This is a genomic window from Blastococcus capsensis (assembly GCF_030165005.1).
In the GTDB taxonomy this organism is placed as follows: Bacteria; Actinomycetota; Actinomycetes; order Mycobacteriales; family Geodermatophilaceae; genus Blastococcus; species Blastococcus capsensis.
This window is the reverse complement of record NZ_JASNNW010000005.1, coordinates 38666-57688: the sequence shown is the minus strand read 5'-3', so window position 1 is coordinate 57688 and position 19023 is coordinate 38666. Positions and strand designations below refer to the sequence as shown.

The window sequence follows — 19023 nt, the reverse complement described above, 5'->3', positions numbered from 1 at the left end:
GCCAGCGGGCCCCGCCGCCCCCGGAGCGCCCGGGAGGACGGGCGAGAGGCGGGCCGTACGCTTGCCCGGATGGGTGAGCTGATCCCGCTGTTCCCGCTGGGCAGGCCGCTGTTCCCCGGGGTGGTCCTCCCCCTGCAGATCTTCGAGCCGCGGTACCGCCGGCTGATGCGCGACCTGATGAGCCTGCCCGAGCAGGACGACCGCCGCTTCTTCGGTGTGGTGGCCATCCGGCAGGGCTGGGAGGTGGAGCGGGTGGCGCCCGCGGCGGCGCTGTACGACATCGGGTGCGCCGCCCGGCTGCGGCGGGTCCAGCCCCAGCCCGACGGGGGCTTCCGCATCGTCACCGTGGGCGGTGAGCGCTTCCGGCTGCTCGACGTGGTCGTGGGCGAGGACCCGCCCTACCTGCAGGCGGAGGTGGAGTGGCTGGCCGACGAGGAGGCCGCCGAGGAGGCCGCCGGCGACGCGGAGGCGGTCACCGACGGGCCGGGCGCGGACATACCGCCGACCGACGACGTCGCCGCGTCGGTCGCCCGTGGATCCCTCGGCGTCCTGGCCCGCGGGGTGGGCAACCTGTTCACCCGGTACGTCGCGGAGGTGGCAGCCCTGGGCGCCGGCACGCACGGCGACGGTGCGGAAGCGGCGGTCCGGCTGGCCGCGGCCGCCGACGACCCGACCGCGCTGTCGTGGCTGGTGGCCTCCTCCGCCCTGCTCACCACGGAGGACCGGCAGGCCCTGCTCGCCGAGTCCGCGACCCGCCGGCGGCTGGCCGCGGAGTCACGGCTGCTGCGCCGTGAGCTGACCCTGCTGCAGACCCTCGGCGCGGTGCCCGCCCCGTTGCAGCAGTTCTCCAGCCCGATGACGGTGAACTGACCCTCAGCGGGTGGTCACCGGTGCCTGCGGATCGGGGCCTGCCAGGACGGCGGAGCCCAGGAAGTGACAGGCGTTGAGGGCCACCGCCAGATCGACCCGGTGCGAGCGCGTCGGGCCGTCCCGCAGCTCGAGGGCCCGGGACACGCGGTACTTCACGGTGTTGCGGTGCAGCCGCATGATCTCCGCCGTGTCCGTGTAGTTCTCCCCGGTGAGGTAGAAGACGCGCAGCGTCTCGCGGAGCACCCTGGCACCGTCGTTGTCCCGCGCGAGCTCCCCGAGGACCTCCGAGATCCAGGCGCGGCCGGAGTCGAGATCGCCGGCCAGCATCGAGGTGATGGCAACGCCCTCGTCCCCGAAGCCCATCACCGGCGTGGCCTCACCCGACGCCACCGCGAGCCGGCGGGCGGCCTGGGCCTGTGCGTGGGTACGCCGGAAACCGGCCACCCCGGAACCGGACAGCCCCAGGGTCGCCCGGCAGTTCCGCGTCTGCTCGACCAGTCGGCAGATCTGCGCCGTGTCCACCTCGGTCGGCCGGACGCGGAAGGGCAGCCACGCCCAGGCGGTCACGCGGTCGACCGCCGTCACTAGGGGCGCGCCGGAACAGCCGGCCCCCGCGGCGACCTTGGACACCACCGAGGTCAGCAACCGGAGCTCGTCGGGCGCGGGCGCGGCGTCGACCGACCAGATGATCATGCCGAGGTGGTGGACGGACAGGCGGTAGCCGGTCTCCCGCTCGAAGTGCGCGGGCGCCACCTTCTGCTGGGCCAGCACGTCGTGGATCAGCGCGGCGCGGACGGTCCCCTGCGTGCTCAACCAGCGCTCGCGTTCCTTCTCGTACGCCTCGAACACGTACTGCGAGATCCAGTCGATGTACCGGCCGACCACCGTGGCCATGTGGTGCAGGACCTCGAACTTCTCCTCGGCAGAGCAGTCCAGGGCCGCGACGTCGGGGAACATCTGCTCGATGAAGTCGTCCTTCCCGACGCTGTAGGCGCGGACCAGGGAGTTCGCGGGAACCTCGCGCTGAGCCAGGCGCAGCGCGTACTCCACGGCCGCGGTCGTGGGCTGCAGGTGCTCGATCGGGATGTGGTTGATCAGGATGTGCGTGAGCGTCTTGGTGTTGGCGTCCACGCTGGCCCGGAGCAGTTCGAGGAACTGCGGGTCGACGTCCAGGGAGCGGATGTGCCGGAGGATCAGGTCGCTCATGTCCCGCGCGATCCGGGGCTGCCGCCGATCCAGCCGCTGGGCCGCCTCCGACACCAGCGCCAGGATGCGGTCGCTCCCGGTGTCACCGGCGCCGCTCCGCTGCTCCGTTCCCGCGCTCATCACGCCGGCGGCTCAGGAAGCGATCCGCTGGAGCGCGGACCGGGCGGCGTTGTAGCCGCACATGCCGTGCGCTCCGGCACCGGGCGGGGTGGCGGCCGAGCAGAGGTACACCCCGTCGACGCCGACGGTGTAGGGGTCGAGGGCGACCCGCGGACGGAACACCAGCTGCAGGGGGTCGTTGGCGCCGGTGACGATGTCCCCGGCGACGTAGTTGGCGTTGTGCTGCTCCATCGCGGTGGTCGACCACACGTCGCGGGCGAGGATGCGGTCGCGGAAGCCGGGCGCGAACCGCTCGATCTGGCGCTCGATGGCGGTGGTCGCATCACCGGTCCAGCCCGCCGGCACGTGGGCGTAGGTGTACAGGGGGTGCACGTCTCCTGACGACCGCGTCGGGTCGGCGACGTACTGCTGCCCGACCAGGACGAACGGCCGTTCGGGCATGCGGCCGTGCTGGATGTCCTTCTCCGCGGCGGCGATCTCCTCGAGGGTGCCCCCGACGTGCACGGTGCCCGCTCGCCGGGACTCCTCGTGCGTCCAGGGGACGCCGCCCTGGACCGCGAACTCCACCTTGAACGACCCGGGGCCGTGGCGGTACCGCGTCAGCGCGCGGGCGATGCGCCGCGGCATCCGGTCCCCCGCGATGCGCACCGCGGCGGCGGGAGCCACGTCGAGCATGACGATGTCGGGAGAGCCGAGCTCGTCCAGCGAGCCGACGGTCACCCCGGTCTCCACCGTGACGCCGTGCTTCGCCAGCAGACCCATGACGGCGTCGGTGATCGACCCCGAGCCGCCCTCGGCCACAGGCCAGCCGTAGCGGTGCGCGGCGGTGCCGAGCGCCACCCCGATCGCCGAGGAGCCCGGCGAGGTCAGCGGCCGGAAGGCGTGCGTCGCGACCCCGGCGAAGAGGGCGCGGGCTTCCGGCGTCGACCAGCGTCGCGCGAGCACCTGGGCCGGCAGCATGCTGTAGGCACCGAACCGGGCCAGCTTCACCGGGTGCTCCGGAAGGTGCAGCATCGGCTGCAGGAAGTCCTCGGCGATGTCGCCGAAGCCGCGGGTGAGCGGACCGAACAGACGCTGCCAGCGCCGTCCGTCCGCGCCCAGGCCCTCGGCCGTCCGCTCGACCGATCGCCAGGCGGCCGCTCCGCGGCCCCCGTCCAGCGGATGGGCGTACTCGATGTCCGCCCAGCGCCAGGTCAGGCCGTGCGCGGCCAGGTCGAACCGCCGGGAGAAGGGCGTGTCCACGGCCAGGGGGTGGAAGCCGGAGCACCCGTCGTGGACGAGGCCGGGCAGGGTGAACGCGCCGCTGCGGGCACCACCGCCCACCGTGTCCGAGGCCTCGAGCACGGTGACGGTGACGCCGGCGGCGGCGAGCGTGAGGGCGGCAGCGAGCCCGTTGGGCCCGCTGCCGACCACGACGGCGTCGGTCATGCACTCACACTGGCACGGACCGCCGGGTGCGGGTGCTCCCCGGCTGGCGTGTAGCCGGGGCTGCGCCACGTGACGGTGTGCGGGATGGGCCCGTTGGGCAGCCAGGGCTGCTCGGCCACGGCCTCCGCCACGTTCCAGTAGCCCCGCTCCACGACGCCGAGCGCCGCGTCGATGACCTTGTACTCCTGGGTCGAGCGGTGGATCGGCTGGGATTCGACCCACACGACGATGCACTCGCCCGGCTCGAACGCGCAGCGCTTCTGCACGGCGGTGATCGTCTGCTCGTTGTGCAGGTGGGCGTCACCGAACTGCCAGCCGACCAGCGTGGTGCAGACGAACTCGCCCTCCCGGATGCGGTAGTTCTCCAGGCGGTCGAGGTGCCGCATCATCAGCGACATCAGGCCGCGGCCCTGGCTGTGCATGGTCCGCCAGGCCATCGCCTTCTGCATGAAGATCTCGGCGATCTCCTTGCCGAACGCACCGGAGAGCTGGTCGACCTGGTTGGGGTTGTACTTGACCAGGTGCTTGTTCAGCTTGTCCTCGGCCTCGTCACCACGGAACGCCCAGGTCGCCGAGGCCCAGTTGCCGGCGTACTGCCGCATCGACGGCAGGAACGAGACCAGGTCGGGCCGCAGGTTGCCCAGGATCGGGAAGGCGACGAAGACGGCGAGGATGGCGACGAGCAGCCACGGCGAGCTGATGTCGCCGACGCCGTAGCCCTCGGAGGCGGGGAAGCCGGCGAAGAGCCAGACGGGGGCGAACATGAAGAAGACGTTCCACTCCAGCGGCACCGCGAGCGGGAAGGTGGAGGTGATGAAGATGTGGAACACCACCATGCCCACGATCGCCAGCCAGGTGATCGTCGAGTCGGTCGAGAACAGCAGCACCAACGGCAGCACGAGTTCGACGACGGTGCCGCCGATGTGGGCGAAGGCCCAGGCGATCTTCGAGGGCCGCAGGTCGTTCGGGTAGTCGCGGTAGAGAGCCCGCTTGAACTTCAGCGACGTCAGCCACGGGGTGTTGCTCATCATCGGCGGGACGACGTTGGTGAAGTGGTGGCCGAACTTCGAGATGCCGGCACCCATCCAGATGGTCACCACGGCGATCTTGGCGGCGAGGACCATGTCGACCTGGGTGCTCAGGACGCCGAAGAAGAACAGCACGGCGACGTACTGCTCCGACCGCGCCGCCAGGAAGACGACCCGGTCGCGCAGGCCCATGACGATGATCAGCGCCACGTAGGCGAGCAGCCCCCACTGCGGGAGCAGCCCGGCGTCGCTGCCCGGCACGGCGGACGACTCGAATCCCGGGGTGAGCAGCAGGAACGCCAGCGTGGCCAGGATGCTGCAGTAGAGGACGACGTCGAACGTGGTGCGGTGGTCGCCCTTGGTGAACGGCACCTTGCCCGGCCACGGGGGCAGGCGCAGGGTGTTGCGCCGCGTCCAGTACAGGAAGCCGCCGATGAACGGCTTGAACTTGAACGCCAGCGGCCCCGAAGACGACGCCCAGCCGGTGATCTCGAACAGCACGGTCCAGACGATCAGCTTCTGGTAGACGATCAGCTCGCCCCACCAGGAGGCGAAGTTCCCGATGCCACCGAGACCGGGCGTGGTGAGGGCCACGACGGCGACGCCGCCGACCACGTAGAAGATCAGCTTGTAGACGTAGAGCATGTGGTTGGTCTTCGGGCCGCCGAAGCCGTACTCGCACCAGTGGGTCGCGAGCATCCGCATGCGATCCATGAAGGGCATCGACTCGAACTGGGCCGGGTCCACCGGCGGCATGTCTGCGGTCTTGAATCCCACGAGTGCTCCTTCGTTCGGGCAGGGATGATCAGCACGAGGGCGCTCGTGCAGCGGGAACTGCTGGTGCGGTCGGGACTGCGGTGCCGGCTAGACGGGTTGCGGTTGCAGCGCTCGCCGGAGGCTCGGTTTGTCGGTCTTGCCGACCGGGTTCTTGGGGAGGCCGTCGAGGATCTCGATGCGCTCCGGCACCTTCACCCGGGTGAGATGGCGCCGGCAGTGCTCGAGCAGTTCGTCCTCCCCGATCCGGGCGTCCGGGTAGAGGCTCACGTACGCCACGGGCGACTCCCCCAGGACGTCGTCCGGACGTCCGACGACGGCGGCCTCGAGGACGCCGGGCACCGCCGTGAGCACGGCCTCGATCTCCTTGGGATAGATGTTCTCCCCGCCGCGGATGATCATGTCCTTCACGCGGTCGACGATCGTGAGGTAGCCGTCCTCGTCGAGCCGGCCGACGTCGCCGGTCCGCAGCCAGCCGTCCACCAGCGTCTCGGCGGTGGCCTCGGGCTTGCCGAAGTACCCCCGCATGACGGTCGGACCGGAGATGACGACCTCCCCGATCTCCCCCGTGCCGGCGAGGGATCCGTCCTCCCGCACGATCGCGATCCGCTGCCCCGGCAGCGCGGGCCCGACGGTGCCGAGCTTGCGGACGCCGTCGACCGGGTTGCACGCCGAGGCACACGTGCCCTCGGTCAACCCGTAGCCCTCCACCATGGTGAAGCCGAACCGCTCCTCGCTGCGGGCCAGGAGCTCCGCGGAGACCGGGGCGGCACCGCAGACGACGAACCGGAGGGAGGACGTGTCCGGCCGGACGTCCTCGGGAAGGGACGCCAGCAACGCGTAGATCGTCGGCACGGCCGAGAAGTAGGTGGGGCGGAGTCTCTCGACGTGGTCGAAGAACCGGCTGGCGGAGAAGCTGCCGACGATGCTGAGCTGCCCACCCACCCGGATGGTGGCCAGCGCGCTCACCATGAGCGCGTTGGCGTGGAACAGAGGCAGGACGAGCAGGCAGTGGTCGCGCTCGGTCAGCGAGAAATGCGCCGCCATGGTGCCCGACATCGCCTCCACGTTGGCGTGGTCGAGCATGACGCCCTTGGGCCGCCCCGTGGACCCGCTGGTGTAGATCAGCAGCGCCAGGTCGTCGGGCTGCAGGAGGACCGGCGGAACCGGCGTCCCGACGCCGCCGACGGGCATGTCCTCCACGTGGATGGCGGGCTGCCCGCCGGAGGGGGCGTCCGGGCCGAGGTTGACGACCAGGGTCGCGCCGGAGTCGGTGATCTGGTGATCGGCCTCACTGGCGGTGAACACCGGGTTCACCGGCGTGGCCGCGCCCCCCAGCCGCCAGGCGGCGAAGAGCGCCACGAGCAGCTCGACGCGATTGGGCAGCATGATGGCCAGCACGTCACCCCGGCCGAACCCGCGTTCGGTGAGCAGCGCCGCGAGAGCGGCGATTCGGGCATCGAACTCCGCGTAGGTCAGCTCAGCCTGCTCGTCGCGGACGCACGACGCCGCGCCGGACCTCCCGAGATGCTCCCAGGGCAGGTAACCGAAGGCCATGGCTGCCGACTCCTCGAACGTGCCCCTGTGATCCACACCATGCAGATCCTGTGAGGCACGACACTAGGAACAGGCGGGGCGGCGTGCCCACGTCCGTGGTGGACCAACTTCGCCGAGCGCTTTGTGCACCACGCACACCGGTCGCCCGGCGAGAACGGGTGGTGGACAGGCGCGGGCCTCAGCCGGCCGGAGACCGGCTGTCGTCGCGGCCGTGCCGGCCCAGGGCGTCGTCGGCCGACACCAGCGCGCCGGCCAGGTAGGCCAGCAGCGCAGCGAAGGGCGCGGCCGCCAGCACGGGCAGCGAGCCCAGGCCCAGCCCCGTGGTCACCCGCGCGCCGAGTTCGGTCAACTGCGCTTCGGTGGGCGCCGCGCCCAGCAGCTCCCCGGTCTGCCACGCCACCACGGCGCCCAGCGAGGTGCCGACCGCCAGCACGAGCAGCATGCCGACGCCACGACCGCGGCGGACCCGCCAGGCCGCCGCCCCGGCCAGGAGGCCGAACCCGAGGAGCACGAAGAGCAGTACCGCGTCGTCGCCGACCTGCAGCTCCCCCGTCGGCGTGCCGATGGGCACCGGGCCGGCCTCGGTCACCCGGTAGTCCGCGCGCGGGGCGAGCAGCCACCACAGGACGCCGGCGGCGAGACCGGCGAGCACCGTGCCGAGGAGCACTCCGCGCCCGGCGCGGAGGTCCTGCTGCACCTCCGGCCACCCCCGCCAGTAGGCGTGCGCGGGCACCCCGGAGAGCAGGTGGGCGGGCAGCGGTGGAGTGCTCACGCGTCCAGTGAACAACGCACGCACGGGTACCGCGGTCCTCGCCCCCCGTCGACCGCCAGGGGACGCGAGGTCAGAGCAGGGCCACGCTGGTCGGGCCGAGCAGTGCCTTGATGTCCCCCATCAGGGCCGTGCTGGGGCGCACTCGCAGCCCCTGGTCGAGGCGGAGCACGGTCTCCCGGCTGCCGTTGACCAGCTTCAGCTGGACCTCAGTGGTGCCCGGATGACTGCCCAGCACCTCTCGGAGCCGCTCGACCACCGGCGGGGTGCAGCGCGCCGCCGCCATGGAGACGAGCACCGGGCCGCGCGGCCCGTCGGTCAACTCCGGGATGGTGACCTCGGAGCCGAACAGCGAGGGCTGGTCGTCCCGCCGGCTGATCCGGCCCTTCACCACGATGATCTGGTCACGGACGACCTTCTCCGAGACCTCGGCCCAGGTCTTGGGGAAGAACAGCACCTCGATGCCGGACTCGAGGTCCTCCAGCGTGGCGATCGCCCACGGCGCGCCCTGCTTGTTCGTGCGCGGTGAGACGGCGGTGAGGATGCCGGCGATGGTGACGTTGGCGCCGTCCTCGACGCCGCCGGCGTTGATCTCGGCGATCGGGGTGTCGGCGTTGGCCGCGAGCACGTGCTCCACCCCGTGCAGCGGGTGGTCGGAGACGTAGAGGCCGAGCATGTCGCGCTCGAACATCAGCCGCTCGCTCTTGGACCAGTCGGCGGTGGGGATCGTGATGTCCAGCGCGCTGCCGAAGGGGTCGTCGGCCGCGTCGCCCTCGCCGAAGCTGCCGAAGAGGTCGAACTGACCCTCGGCCTCCTTGCGCTTGAGGCCCATGGCGGAGTCGACGGCCTGCGCGTGGATCGCGACGACGCCCTGGCGCGAGTGGCCGAGCGAGTCGAAGGCGCCGGCCTTGGCCAGGGACTCGATGACCTTCTTGTTGCAGGCCACCGTGTCGATCTTGCGCATGAAGTCGGCGAAGTCCTTGAACGCGCCCTTCTCCTCGCGGGCCCGGACGATCGACTCGACGACGTTGGTGCCGACGTTGCGCACCGAGGCCAGGCCGAAGCGGATGTCGGTGCCGACGGCGGTGAAGTCCCAGGAGGACTCGTTGACGTCCGGCGGGAGGACCTTGATGCCCATCCGGCGGCACTCGGCCAGGTAGACCGGCCGGCGGTCCTTGTCGTCCTGGACGCTGGTGAGCAGCCCGGCCATGTACTCGGCCGGGTAGTTCGCCTTGAGGTAGGCCGTCCAGTACGACACGAGGCCGTAGGCGGCCGAGTGGGCCTTGTTGAACGCGTAGTCGGCGAACGGGACGAGGATGTCCCACAGCGTCTTGATCGCGGCGCCGGAGAAGCCGTTGGCCTTCATCCCCGCCTCGAAGCCGACGAACTCGGCGTCCAGGACGGACTTCTTCTTCTTGCCCATCGCGCGGCGCAGCAGGTCGGCCTTGCCGAGCGAGTACCCGGCGACCTTCTGCGCGATCGCCATGACCTGCTCCTGGTAGACGATCAGGCCGTAGGTCTGGCCGAGGATCTCCTCCAGCGGCTCGGCCAGCTCCGGGTGGATCGGCGTGATCTCCTGCTGGCCGTTCTTGCGCAGCGCGTAGTTGGTGTGCGAGTTCGCGCCCATCGGGCCGGGGCGGTAGAGCGCGCCGACGGCCGAGATGTCCTCGAAGTTGTCCGGCCGCATGAGCCGCAGCAGCGACCGCATCGGCCCGCCGTCGAACTGGAAGACCCCGAGGGTGTCGCCGCGGGAGAGCAGCGCGTAGGTGTTCGGGTCGGTGAGGTTCTTGCTGATCTCGTCGAGGTCGACCGGCTCCTTGCCGTTGATCACGATGTTGCGCAGCGCGTCGTCGATGACCGTGAGGTTGCGCAGCCCCAGGAAGTCCATCTTCAGCAGGCCGAGCGTCTCGCAGGTCGGGTAGTCGAACTGCGTGATGACCGCCCCGTCGGCCTCGCGCCGCATGATCGGGATCGAGTCGATCAGCGGGTACCGGCCGATGATGACGCCGGCGGCGTGCACGCCCCACTGGCGCTTCAGCCCCTCGAGCTTGCGGGCCTGGTCGACGACTTCGGCCGCGCCGGGGTCGGACTCGTAGCGAGCGCGGAACTCCGTGGCCTCCTTGTAGCGCGGGTGGGCCGGGTCGAAGACACCCGAGAGCGGGATGCCCTTGCCCATCACGTCCGGCGGCATGAGCTTGGTCAGCTCGTCGCCCACCGAGTACGGCCGGTCCAGCACGCGAGCGGCGTCCTTGATCGCGGCCTTGGCCTTGATCGTCCCGTAGGTGACGATCTGGCTGACCCGCTCCTCGCCGTACTTCTTCGAGACGTACTGGATGACCTCCCCGCGCCGGCGGTCGTCGAAGTCGATGTCGACGTCGGGCATGGAGACGCGCTCGGGGTTGAGGAACCGCTCGAAGATCAGCCCGTGCTGCAGCGGGTCGAGGTCGGTGATGCCCATGGCGTAGGCGGCCAGCGAGCCAGCCGCCGAGCCACGGCCGGGACCGACGCGGATGCCGTTGTCCTTGGCCCAGTTGATGAAGTCGGCGACCACGAGGAAGTACCCCGGGAAGCCCATCTGGGTGATGATCCCGACCTCGTAGTCGGCCTGCTTGCGCACGTGGTCGGGGATGCCACCCGGGTAGCGCTTGTGCAGGCCGCGCTCGACCTCCTTGACGAACCAGGAGGTCTCGTCCTCCCCCGGCGGCAGGGGGAAGCGGGGCATCAGGTCGGCGCCCTCGGTGAAGCTCACCTCGCACTGCTCGGCGACCAGCAGGGTGTTGTCGCAGGCCTCGCGGAGGTCGCCGGTGAACAACGCGCGCATCTCCGCGGCGGACTTCAGGTAGTAGCCGTCACCGTTGAACTTGAAGCGGTTGGGCTCGTTGAGCCGCGACCCCGTCTGGATGCACAGCAGGGCGTCGTGGGCCTCGGCGTCCTCCTTGTGCGTGTAGTGCAGGTCGTTGGTGGCCAGCAGCGGGATGCCGAGGTCCTTGGCGATCGCCAGCAGGGCCGGGCGGGTCTTCTTCTCGATGGACAGCCCGTGGTCCATCAGCTCGGCGTAGAAATTCTCGCGCCCGAAGATGTCCTGGAAGTCGGCGGCCGCCTGGCGCGCCTTGTCCTCCTTGCCGGCGCGCAGCCACATGTTCACCTCGCCCGACGGGCAGCCGGTGGTGGCGATCAGGCCCTTGCCGTAGCGCTCCAGCAGGTCGCGGTCGAACCGCGGCTTGCGGTACTGCCCCTCGAGGCTGGCGAGCGAGGAGATGCGGAAGAGGTTGTGCATCCCCTCGGTGGTGCGGGCCAGCAGGGTCATGTGGGTGTAGGCGGCCTTGCCCCGGTTGGAGCCGCCGTCACCCTCCTCGTCGATGAGGTTGTCGCCGAAATCGAACGGCGCGCGGTCGAAGCGCGATCCGGGGGTGTAGTAGCCCTCCATGCCGATGATCGGCTTCACACCGGCGGCGCCCGCCTGCTTGTAGAAGTCGTAGGCGCCGAAGACGTTGCCGTGGTCGGTCATGGCCAGCGCCGGCATGCCCTGCTCGGCCGCGGCCTTGGTGACCTCCGGCAGCTTCGCCGCGCCGTCGAGCATCGAGTACTCGGTGTGCACGTGCAGGTGCACGAACGAATCGGACGGGCTGCTCACAGCGGGTCTGGCTCCTCACGGGTCGTGCGTGCCCGGCCGGCGTCACGCGGCGGGCGACCGGCGGGGAAGACCGGCGGTGCGTGCGAGGGGCGGCAGGCACCGGCGGGCCGGTGGGACGATCCTCGCACTGGTTCGGTTCTACGCCGAGGGTCTGACACGACGTGTCTGCTCACATCCGGACCGATCGGTCACACCGGCCCCGGGAGCGCCTCAGGGCAGCGCGCGCCGCATCGTGATGTGGGCGATACCGGCCTCCTCGTACACCTCGCCGACGGCCGTGTAGCCCTCCCGCTCGTAGAAGCGGCGGGCCGGCAGCTGGGCGTGCAGCTCCACCTCGGTGGCGCCCCGGGCGATGGCCTGCCGGTGCAGTTCCGCGAGCACCGCGGCGCCGTGTCCTCGGCCGCGGACGCCGGCGTCGGCGGCCATCCGGCCGATTCGCGCCGTGGTCCCGTCGAGCAGCAGCCGCCCGGTCGCGACCACGCAGCCCGCGTCGTCCCGGCTGAGCACGTGGACGGCGGTCGCGTCGGCGTCGTCCTGCTCGATCTCGGGCGGGACGCCCTGCTCCTCGACGAACACCCGGGTGCGCAGGGCCGCGGCCTCCGGCCAGTCGTCGGCGGTGGCGACCTGCGCGGAAGGGTTGGGCACGTCGCACATTCTGCGCGACCCGAACAGCCGGTCAGCTGCTGGAGGTGTGGCACGGCTCCTGCGGAGGCGCGCGTTTCTCCGCGCACGGTCGGGACCGCGCACCGTGCCGCCCCTCGGCCGGGGAGATCATCGCCCGTCGGGCCTGGTGGTGGTGCGTCGAGCCCGAGAGAACTCAGAGGTCGAGCACGAGGCGCAGGGCTGCATCGACGCGGCGGAGCTCGTCGAACGTCAGGTGTCCGGCGCTGTCGCCGAGCCGGGTGGGATCGGTGGCCGCGGTCTGTTCGGCGAGCACACGGGTCGGCCGGCCGGCGATCTCGACCTCGGGCCGGAAGGTCGCTGGGCGAGCGGAGGTCGAGGTGGGCGCCACCATCCAGGTGGACAGCGGTAGCTGGTCGGACTGCACCACGACCGCGTATCGGGAGCCGGCCTGCTCGTGGCCGCGGGCCTTGCGTGGAGCGCGTAGCCGGAAGACCTCACCACGCACGCAAGGTCTCCATGTCCCGGAGCACCTGCGCCGCCTCGGCCAGGTCCTGCTCATCAGCGGCCAACTGCTCGGCCTCCTGCCGCAGGTCGGCTCGGGCTCGCTGCCGGGCTGCTGCCAGCAGCGCAGAACGGACGGCCGTGGAGACCGAGGTCCCGTCCCCGGTCAGGATCTCGAGCGCCCGTGCGGTGTCCTCGTCCGGGCGGAAGGTGATCGTTGCAGCCATTCCGACATCGTCTCACCTGGTGTAAGACACCGCCAGAGACGATCTGGGAGGCTGCGGAAGTGGACGAGGACCGCGACGCGCATCTGGACCGCGTCCTCATCGGTGGGCGTGAGCCGGTCGCCATCACGGTGGTGGACTACGACGAGCGGTGGCCGACGCGCATGCACCACGTCGCCGGGCGTGTCCGTCAGGCCCTCGGAGAGCACGCTATCGCCGTGGAGCACATCGGGTCCACCGCTGTACCGGGGCTGGCGGCCAAGCCGATCGTCGACGTGCTGCTCACGGTGGCCCGGGTCGACGACGAGGCGGCGTACGTGCCCGCGCTGAAGTCGGTCGGCTTCGCGCTCCGGGTCCGTGAACCGGAGCACCGGATGCTCCGGACGCCGGACCGGGACGTGCACCTGCACGTGTACGAACCCGGGGCTCCTGCGATTCGCGACTACCTCGACCTGCGGGACTGGCTACGCGTCGACGCCGCCGACCGCGAGTACTACGCCGTGGAGAAGCGGCGACTCGCCCGCCAGCAGTGGCGCGACATGAACGCCTACGCCGATGCCAAGAGTGACGCCATCGGGGAGGTTCTGACCCGAGCCCGTGCCTGGCGAGCCGGCGCTCGTCATCCGGGCAGCGACTGACGGCGAGCACCCCTACTCTCCCCCTTCGCCACCTCCCGTGGTGGCTCAGCCGCCGGGGGCCTCGCCCCGTTCGTGCACCGACACCGGCAGCGCGCTGGCGGGCACCAGCAGGAACCGCAGGTCGATCAGCGCGTGCAGCAGCACCGGCAGCAACAGCGACCCGGTGTCCACGTAGAGCAGCGCCATCACGCCGCCCAGCACGCCGGTGAGGACGATTCCCGCGCGGCCCTGGTAGGCGTGCGCCAGCCCGAACGCGACGGCGGCGACGGTCACCAGCACGAACGACGGGGCACCGCCCACCACGGCCAACACCACGGCCAGGAAGAAGCCGCGGTACAGCCACTCCTCGCACACCCCGGCGGTGATGCCGACCACGGTGAACAGCCGCCGCTCCTCGTCGGTGCGGGGCAGCAGGGCGAGGGTCGACTGCCCGGGCGGCTCGGCGTGCCGGCCATGGGCGGGCGGGGAATGACCCGGGCGGCGCGCGGGGCGGGCCATCTCCAGCAGGGCACCCGCACGCAGCTGGCGGGTCGAGGCGACCACGAACAGCAGCACGACCACGACGACGAACGCCGTGACCGGCCCCGGCCACTCCTGCGGCCACCGCAGCCCCACCGCGCCGCCGTCGACACCGGGCGCGAACAGCCAGACGACGAACGTGAGCACCGCCAGCCCCCATTCGAGGACCAGCAGCCGCCGGTAGAACGACCGCCGCGCCCCCGGGTCGGATCGCAGTCGCCCCTCGAACCGACGGTGGAGGACGTGCCCCACCACCGGCTCCCCGACGACGAGGTAGCCGGCCACCACGACCGCGGCCAGCGCCGCCGGCCCGAAGTCGGCGAGGGAGGCCGGCAGATCCGACACCGGAGGGGTCAGGCCTCGGCGCGCAGCACGGCCAGCGCGCCGGCGAGGTCGGGCGGGTACTCGCTGGTGAACTCGACCCAGCTGCCGTGGGCCGGGTGCGGGAAGCCCAGCCGGACCGCGTGCAGCCACTGGCGGGACACGCCCAGCCGGGCGGCGAGCGTGGGATCGGCGCCGTAGGTGGGGTCACCCACGCACGGGTGCCGCAGGGCCGAGAAGTGCACCCGGATCTGGTGCGTGCGGCCGGTCTCCAGCCGGATGTCGACCAGACTGGCGGCGGCGAAGGCCTCGGTCACCTCGTAGTGGGTGACCGAGGGGCGCCCGCCGCTGACCACGGCGAACTTCCAGTCGTGCCGGGGGTGCCGGTCGATCGGCGCGTCGATGGTGCCGCGTGACGGGTCGGGGTGGCCCTGCACCAGCGCGTGGTACCCCTTCGCGACGGTGCGCTCCTTGAACGCGGCCTTGAGCGCCGTGTACGCGCGCTCGCTCTTGGCCACCACCATGACGCCGGTGGTGGCGGCGTCCAGCCGGTGCACGACGCCCTGCCGCTCGGCCGCACCCGAGGTCGAGATCCGGTAGCCCGCCGCGGCCAGGCCACCGATGACCGTGGGCCCGTCCCAGCCGGGGCTCGGATGTGCAGCGACGCCGACCGGCTTGTCGACCACGACCAGGTCGTCGTCGTCGTGGAGGATCGCCATGCCCTCCACCGGCCTGGGTGGCGCGGGCGGGTTCGGGTGGGCATGCGATAGCGGCGGCAGCTCGACCTCCAGCCAGCTGCCACCGGTCAGCCGGTCGCCCTTGCCGCGGACCCGGCCGTCGACGACGACGGAGCCGGCGTCGGCCAGCTCGGCCGCGGCGGTGCGGCTCAGTCCGAACAGCCGGGAGAGGGCCTGGTCCACCCGCTGCCCCTCCAGGCCGTCGGGCACCGGAAGGGCCCGGTGCAGGCCGGGAGCGCTGGTCACGGCGTCCATTGTGCGGGTCGGCCGGGACAACGTGATGGAACGGCCCGCCTGCAGGGTCCCGGCGCGAGCCTGCGAGCGGCGGGGGGGCAGGCGGGTCCTTCTACTCAGGCGGTGTCGGGCCGGCCCTCCGCGTCGGCCCGGGTGCCGTCGAACTCGATGCCCCGCAGGGCCAGCACCGCGCCCAGGATGCCGCCGCAGACGATCGCGGAGTCGGCGACGTTGAACACCGGCCACACCTCCCCGTCGGGGCCGAAGACCGACAGGAAGTCGACGACGCCGCCGCGCAGGAAGCCCGGGTCGCGGAAGATCCGGTCGATCAGGTTGCCCAGTGCTCCCCCGAGCACCAGCCCGAGGGCCACCGCCCAGCCCGTCGACCGCAGCCGCCGGGCGGTGCGCAGGATGACGACGGCGACCGCCACCGCGATCAGCGTGAAGACCACGGTGAAGCCCTCGGCGAAGGAGAACGCCGCGCCGGTGTTGCGCAGGTTGGTCAGGTACAGCGCGCCGCCGAGCACCCGGATGTCCTCGCCGGGCTCGATCGTCGCGACGGCGACGAGCTTGGTCACCAGATCGGCGAGCAGGACGACGGCGGCCAGCGTCAGCAGCAGCCGGGTGCGCGGGCGGCCTGGGGGCGCGACGGCGGAGGACCCGCCGGGTGCGCCGTCGGCCGGATCGACGTGCTCGGTCAGGTCGGGCTCCAGGGTCGGTCGGCACCGGCCGGACGACCCGGCGGCGCCGATGACGATAGTCGCCGCGCCCGCGTCGTCGACCGATCCCGTGTCACGTACGGTCGAACCAGACGGCGCTGTCGGCTGCCAACGAACCGTCATCCGGCCCGCTGGCCAGCAGGACGCGGCCGTGGTCCTCGAGGGCGACCGGCTCGGGCGACAGGTTGACCAGGCACCGGAACGCCGTGCCACGGTCGAACGCCAGCACCTCCGGCCGGCCGCGGAGATCCTCCACCCAGGTGAGCGGTGCATCGTGCAGATCAGACCGAAGCCGCCGGAGGCGCAGCGCAGCGCGGCACAGCGACAGCATCGAACCCTCGTCCGCCCGCTGCGTCTCGACGGTGAGCGCGGCCCATCCGGCTGGTTGCGGCAGCCACGGCGCAACGCCGTCGGCGGTGAACCCGAACGGCGGGTGGGCGCCGGACCACGGCAGGGGTACGCGGCAGCCGTCCCGGCCCCGGACCGTGCGCCCGGACCGCTCCCAGCTGGGGTCCTGGAGGACGTCCTCGGGCAGGTCCTCCACCTCGGGCAGTCCCAGCTCCTCCCCCTGGTAGAGATAGGCGCCACCAGGTAGTGCGAGGGTGAGCAGCAGGGCGGCTCGCGCCCGACGCAGCCCCAGCGCGAGGTCGGAGCGTTCGCCGGTCGAGCCGGTGCCCATCAACGCGGTCCCCGTCTCGGCCCGACCGAAGCGGGTCACCGGCCTGGTCTCGTCGTGGCTGGACAACACCCAGGTCGCCGGCGCGCCGTGCGGCGCCAGCGAGGTCAGCGTGGCGTCGATCACCGACCGCAGGGTCGGACCGTGCCACGGGGCGTGCAGGTAGTCGAAGTTGAACGTGGTGTGCGCCTCGTCCGGGCGCACGTAGCGGGCCAACCGCTCGGGACCGTTGACGACCGACTCGGTGACGATCAGCCGGTGACCGTCGTAGCCGTCGGCGAGCCGACGCCAGCGGCGGAGGATCTCGTGCACGCCCTCGACGTCCCAGTGCGGGCTGTCGACCCACCGGGCCGACTCGAAGAGCGCGTCCGGTGCGTGGCCGGCGTCGGGCAGGCCGGCCTTCTTCGCCATCGCCGGTGCCGCGTCGATCCGGACGCCGTCCACGCCGCGGTCGAACCAGAACCGCAGGACCTCGTCGAAGTCGTCCTGGACCTCCGGGTTCTCCCAGTCCAGGTCGGGCTGCTCCGGCGCGAACGTGTGCAGGTACCACTGCCCGGGACCGCCGTCGGATTCGGTCACCCGGGTCCAGGCCCGTCCACCGAAGGCGCTGATCCAGTCGTTGGGCGGCGACTCGCCACCGCCCCGGCCGTCGCGGAAGAAGTACCGCTCCCGCTCGGGCGAACCAGGGCGCGCGGCCAGCGCCGCCGTGAACCACGGGTGCTCCGCCGAGGTGTGGTTGGCAACCAGGTCGATCACGATGCGCAGGCCCAGCGCGTGCGCGTCGGTGATGAGTGCGTCGGCGTCGGCCAGGGTGCCGTAGCGGGGATCGATGTCGCGGTAGTCGCTGACGTCGTAGCCGCCGTCGGCCAGCGGCGAGGGGTACCAAGGGGTGATCCAGACCGCGTCGACGCCGAGCTCGGCGAGGTAGGGCAATCGGGAGCGCAGGCCGCGGAGGTCACCGGTGCCGTCGCCGTCCTTGTCGGCGAAGCTGCGCAGGTACACCTCGTAGATCACGGCCGAGCGCCACCACGGGGCTCGCGCACCGTCGACCGCGCCCGTCGATGCCGGCTCGCTGGAAGTCACGGGCACGAGTGTGCCCGGACGGTCCCCCGCAAGCGGTGGGGAGTCCGTCCGGGCAGCGCCGGCACGTCGGCTGCTACGCGACTTCGGCGCCCCGCCGGTCGCCGCCGCTGATGCTCTCGCCGCGGGACCGCGCCTCTTCGACCTGCTCCTGCCGGTCCTCCTCGGCCAGCCGGGTGAGCTCGGCGCCGGCCTCGGCGTCCCGGGTGAGGTTCTCGCCGGTGCTCGGGTCGAACACGTGCGCCTTCCGGCTGTCCATCCAGAACTCGGCCTCCCGGCCTTCACGGATCCGGCTGGTCGAGTCGATGGAGACGATCGCCTGGGTGCGCAGCGCCTCGGAGTCCAGCTCGCGGGAGAGTTCGCGCAGCTGGTTCTGCACCTCCTCCGGCGCGTCGTACGGGATGTAGGCGTACTGCTGGTCACCGAGCCACTCGGTGACGTCGACCCGGGCGCGGAAGGTCGTGCCGTGCGGCCGCTTGGCTTCGTCGACGATGGACGCGTCCTCGAAGTACTCGGGTCGGATGCCGACCAGCAGAAGGTCACGTCCGGATACGGCGGCGGCCCGCCTGTCGTCCAGCTCCATGGCGCCGAAAGGCGTCTCGAGCCGTCGGCCCTCGACCGTGGCGGGCAGGAAGTTCATCGGTGGCGAGCCGATGAAGCCGGCGACGAAGAGATTGACCGGCTGCTCGTACAGCTCCCGGGGCGAGGCCACCTGCTGGATCTTCCCCTTGCGCAGGACGCACACCCGGTCGCCGAGGGTCATCGCTTCGGTCTGGTCGTGGGTGACGTAGACGGTGGTGATGCCCAGCCGGCGCTGCAGGCGAGAGATCTCGGTGCGCATCTGGCCGCGCAGCTTGGCGTCGAGGTTCGACAGCGGTTCGTCGAAGAGGAAGGCCTCGGCCTGGCGGACGATCGCCCGCCCCATCGCCACCCGTTGCCGCTGACCTCCGGAGAGATTGGCCGGCTTGCGGTCGAGGTGCTCCTGGAGCTCCAGCACGTCGGCGGCCTCCGTGACCCGGCGGCGCACCTGGTCGTCCGGCGTCTTGGACAGGCGCAGGGGGAAGGCGATGTTCTCGAAGACGGTCATGTGCGGATAGAGCGCGTAGTTCTGGAAGACCATCGACAGGTTGCGGTCGCGTGGCGCGAGGTCGTTGACCCTCTTGTCACCGATGACCATGTCTCCGCTGGTGATGTCCTCCAGCCCGACGACCATCCGCAGCAGCGTCGACTTCCCGCACCCGGACGGGCCGACGAGGATCATGAACTCCCCGTCGGCGATGTCGAGGCTGACGTCGTTCACCGCCGGGAACCCGTCGCCGTACTGCTTGACGATGTTGCGCATCTCGATGGAAGCCATTGGTTCG

16 protein-coding genes are annotated in these 19023 nt (G+C 71.6%); 2 read left to right on the top strand and 14 right to left on the bottom strand.

From position 1 onward, the window contains the following. Positions 1-69: 69 nt before the first annotated feature. Entirely contained in the window at positions 70-870 is an 801-nt protein-coding gene (locus tag QOZ86_RS05920) for an LON peptidase substrate-binding domain-containing protein (RefSeq protein ID WP_284491041.1), read from the top strand. A gap of 3 nt (positions 871-873) precedes the next feature. Here the strand turns inward: QOZ86_RS05920 and QOZ86_RS05915 are convergent, their stop codons facing one another. From QOZ86_RS05915 to QOZ86_RS05875, 9 genes are all read right to left on the bottom strand, one after another. Continuing rightward, complete coding sequence (locus tag QOZ86_RS05915) at positions 874-2196, bottom strand: RsbRD N-terminal domain-containing protein (RefSeq protein WP_284491040.1); 1323 nt, start codon at positions 2194-2196, stop codon at positions 874-876. 12 nt (positions 2197-2208) lie between these two features. Continuing rightward, on the bottom strand, positions 2209-3624 hold the full coding sequence (locus tag QOZ86_RS05910) for a phytoene desaturase family protein (RefSeq protein WP_284491039.1): 1416 nt from the start codon (positions 3622-3624) through the stop codon (positions 2209-2211). Next, positions 3621-5429, bottom strand: coding sequence for a DUF3556 domain-containing protein (locus QOZ86_RS05905; RefSeq protein WP_284491038.1), 1809 nt, complete (start codon positions 5427-5429; stop codon positions 3621-3623). Before QOZ86_RS05905 ends, QOZ86_RS05910 begins: the two co-directional genes overlap by 4 nt. A gap of 87 nt (positions 5430-5516) precedes the next feature. Further along, positions 5517-6983 (bottom strand): class I adenylate-forming enzyme family protein, encoded by a 1467-nt coding sequence (locus QOZ86_RS05900; protein WP_284491037.1) that lies wholly within the window; start codon positions 6981-6983, stop codon positions 5517-5519. Positions 6984-7161: 178 nt separating this feature from the next. Continuing rightward, positions 7162-7755, bottom strand: a complete 594-nt coding sequence (locus QOZ86_RS05895) for a hypothetical protein (protein WP_284491036.1) — start codon at positions 7753-7755, stop codon at positions 7162-7164. Between the two features lie 70 nt (positions 7756-7825). After that, positions 7826-11386 carry a DNA polymerase III subunit alpha gene (gene dnaE / locus QOZ86_RS05890; protein WP_284491035.1) on the bottom strand — a complete coding sequence of 1187 codons (3561 nt, stop codon included), beginning with the start codon at positions 11384-11386 and terminating at the stop codon, positions 7826-7828. A gap of 210 nt (positions 11387-11596) precedes the next feature. After that, positions 11597-12031: a GNAT family N-acetyltransferase gene (locus tag QOZ86_RS05885; protein WP_284491034.1), complete on the bottom strand. Its 435-nt coding sequence runs from the start codon at positions 12029-12031 to the stop codon at positions 11597-11599. A gap of 172 nt (positions 12032-12203) precedes the next feature. Continuing rightward, positions 12204-12515 (bottom strand): type II toxin-antitoxin system PemK/MazF family toxin, encoded by a 312-nt coding sequence (locus QOZ86_RS05880; RefSeq protein ID WP_284491033.1) that lies wholly within the window; start codon positions 12513-12515, stop codon positions 12204-12206. Next, positions 12505-12738 carry a hypothetical protein gene (locus QOZ86_RS05875; protein WP_284491032.1) on the bottom strand — a complete coding sequence of 78 codons (234 nt, stop codon included), beginning with the start codon at positions 12736-12738 and terminating at the stop codon, positions 12505-12507. The genes QOZ86_RS05880 and QOZ86_RS05875 overlap by 11 nt, the downstream gene beginning before the upstream one ends. Positions 12739-12797: 59 nt before the next feature. Here QOZ86_RS05875 and QOZ86_RS05870 point away from each other — a divergent pair, with 59 nt between their 5' ends. Then, complete coding sequence (locus tag QOZ86_RS05870) at positions 12798-13373, top strand: GrpB family protein (protein ID WP_284491031.1); 576 nt, start codon at positions 12798-12800, stop codon at positions 13371-13373. 45 nt (positions 13374-13418) lie between these two features. Here QOZ86_RS05870 and QOZ86_RS05865 read toward each other — a convergent pair whose 3' ends face one another. The 5 genes from QOZ86_RS05865 to QOZ86_RS05845 all read right to left on the bottom strand — a co-directional run bounded on the left by QOZ86_RS05865 (position 13419) and on the right by QOZ86_RS05845 (position 19016). Next, positions 13419-14237, bottom strand: a complete 819-nt coding sequence (locus QOZ86_RS05865; protein ID WP_284491030.1) for a CPBP family intramembrane glutamic endopeptidase — start codon at positions 14235-14237, stop codon at positions 13419-13421. A gap of 8 nt (positions 14238-14245) precedes the next feature. Then, entirely contained in the window at positions 14246-15205 is a 960-nt protein-coding gene (locus QOZ86_RS05860) for an RluA family pseudouridine synthase (protein WP_284491029.1), read from the bottom strand. Between the two features lie 95 nt (positions 15206-15300). Next, entirely contained in the window at positions 15301-16026 is a 726-nt protein-coding gene (lspA, locus tag QOZ86_RS05855) for a signal peptidase II (RefSeq protein WP_284491028.1), read from the bottom strand. Beyond that, entirely contained in the window at positions 15977-17662 is a 1686-nt protein-coding gene (locus tag QOZ86_RS05850) for a glycoside hydrolase family 13 protein (protein WP_284491027.1), read from the bottom strand. The genes lspA and QOZ86_RS05850 overlap by 50 nt, the downstream gene beginning before the upstream one ends. Positions 17663-17735: 73 nt before the next feature. After that, a complete protein-coding gene (locus QOZ86_RS05845) occupies positions 17736-19016 on the bottom strand; it encodes an ABC transporter ATP-binding protein (protein WP_284491026.1) in 1281 nt (426 codons plus the stop codon). Between the last annotated feature and the right edge of the window lie 7 nt (positions 19017-19023).

Coding starts and splice junctions, on each gene's coding strand:
- QOZ86_RS05910 (WP_284491039.1), bottom strand. CDS start 3,624: ATGACCGACGCCGTCGTGGTCGGCAGCGGGCCCAACGGGCTCGCTGCC.
- QOZ86_RS05900 (WP_284491037.1), bottom strand. CDS start 6,983: ATGGCCTTCGGTTACCTGCCCTGGGAGCATCTCGGGAGGTCCGGCGCG.
- QOZ86_RS05915 (WP_284491040.1), bottom strand. CDS start 2,196: ATGAGCGCGGGAACGGAGCAGCGGAGCGGCGCCGGTGACACCGGGAGC.
- QOZ86_RS05920 (WP_284491041.1), top strand. CDS start 70: ATGGGTGAGCTGATCCCGCTGTTCCCGCTGGGCAGGCCGCTGTTCCCC.
- QOZ86_RS05860 (WP_284491029.1), bottom strand. CDS start 15,205: ATGGACGCCGTGACCAGCGCTCCCGGCCTGCACCGGGCCCTTCCGGTG.
- QOZ86_RS05875 (WP_284491032.1), bottom strand. CDS start 12,738: ATGGCTGCAACGATCACCTTCCGCCCGGACGAGGACACCGCACGGGCG.
- QOZ86_RS05845 (WP_284491026.1), bottom strand. CDS start 19,016: ATGGCTTCCATCGAGATGCGCAACATCGTCAAGCAGTACGGCGACGGG.
- lspA (WP_284491028.1), bottom strand. CDS start 16,026: ATGACGGTTCGTTGGCAGCCGACAGCGCCGTCTGGTTCGACCGTACGT.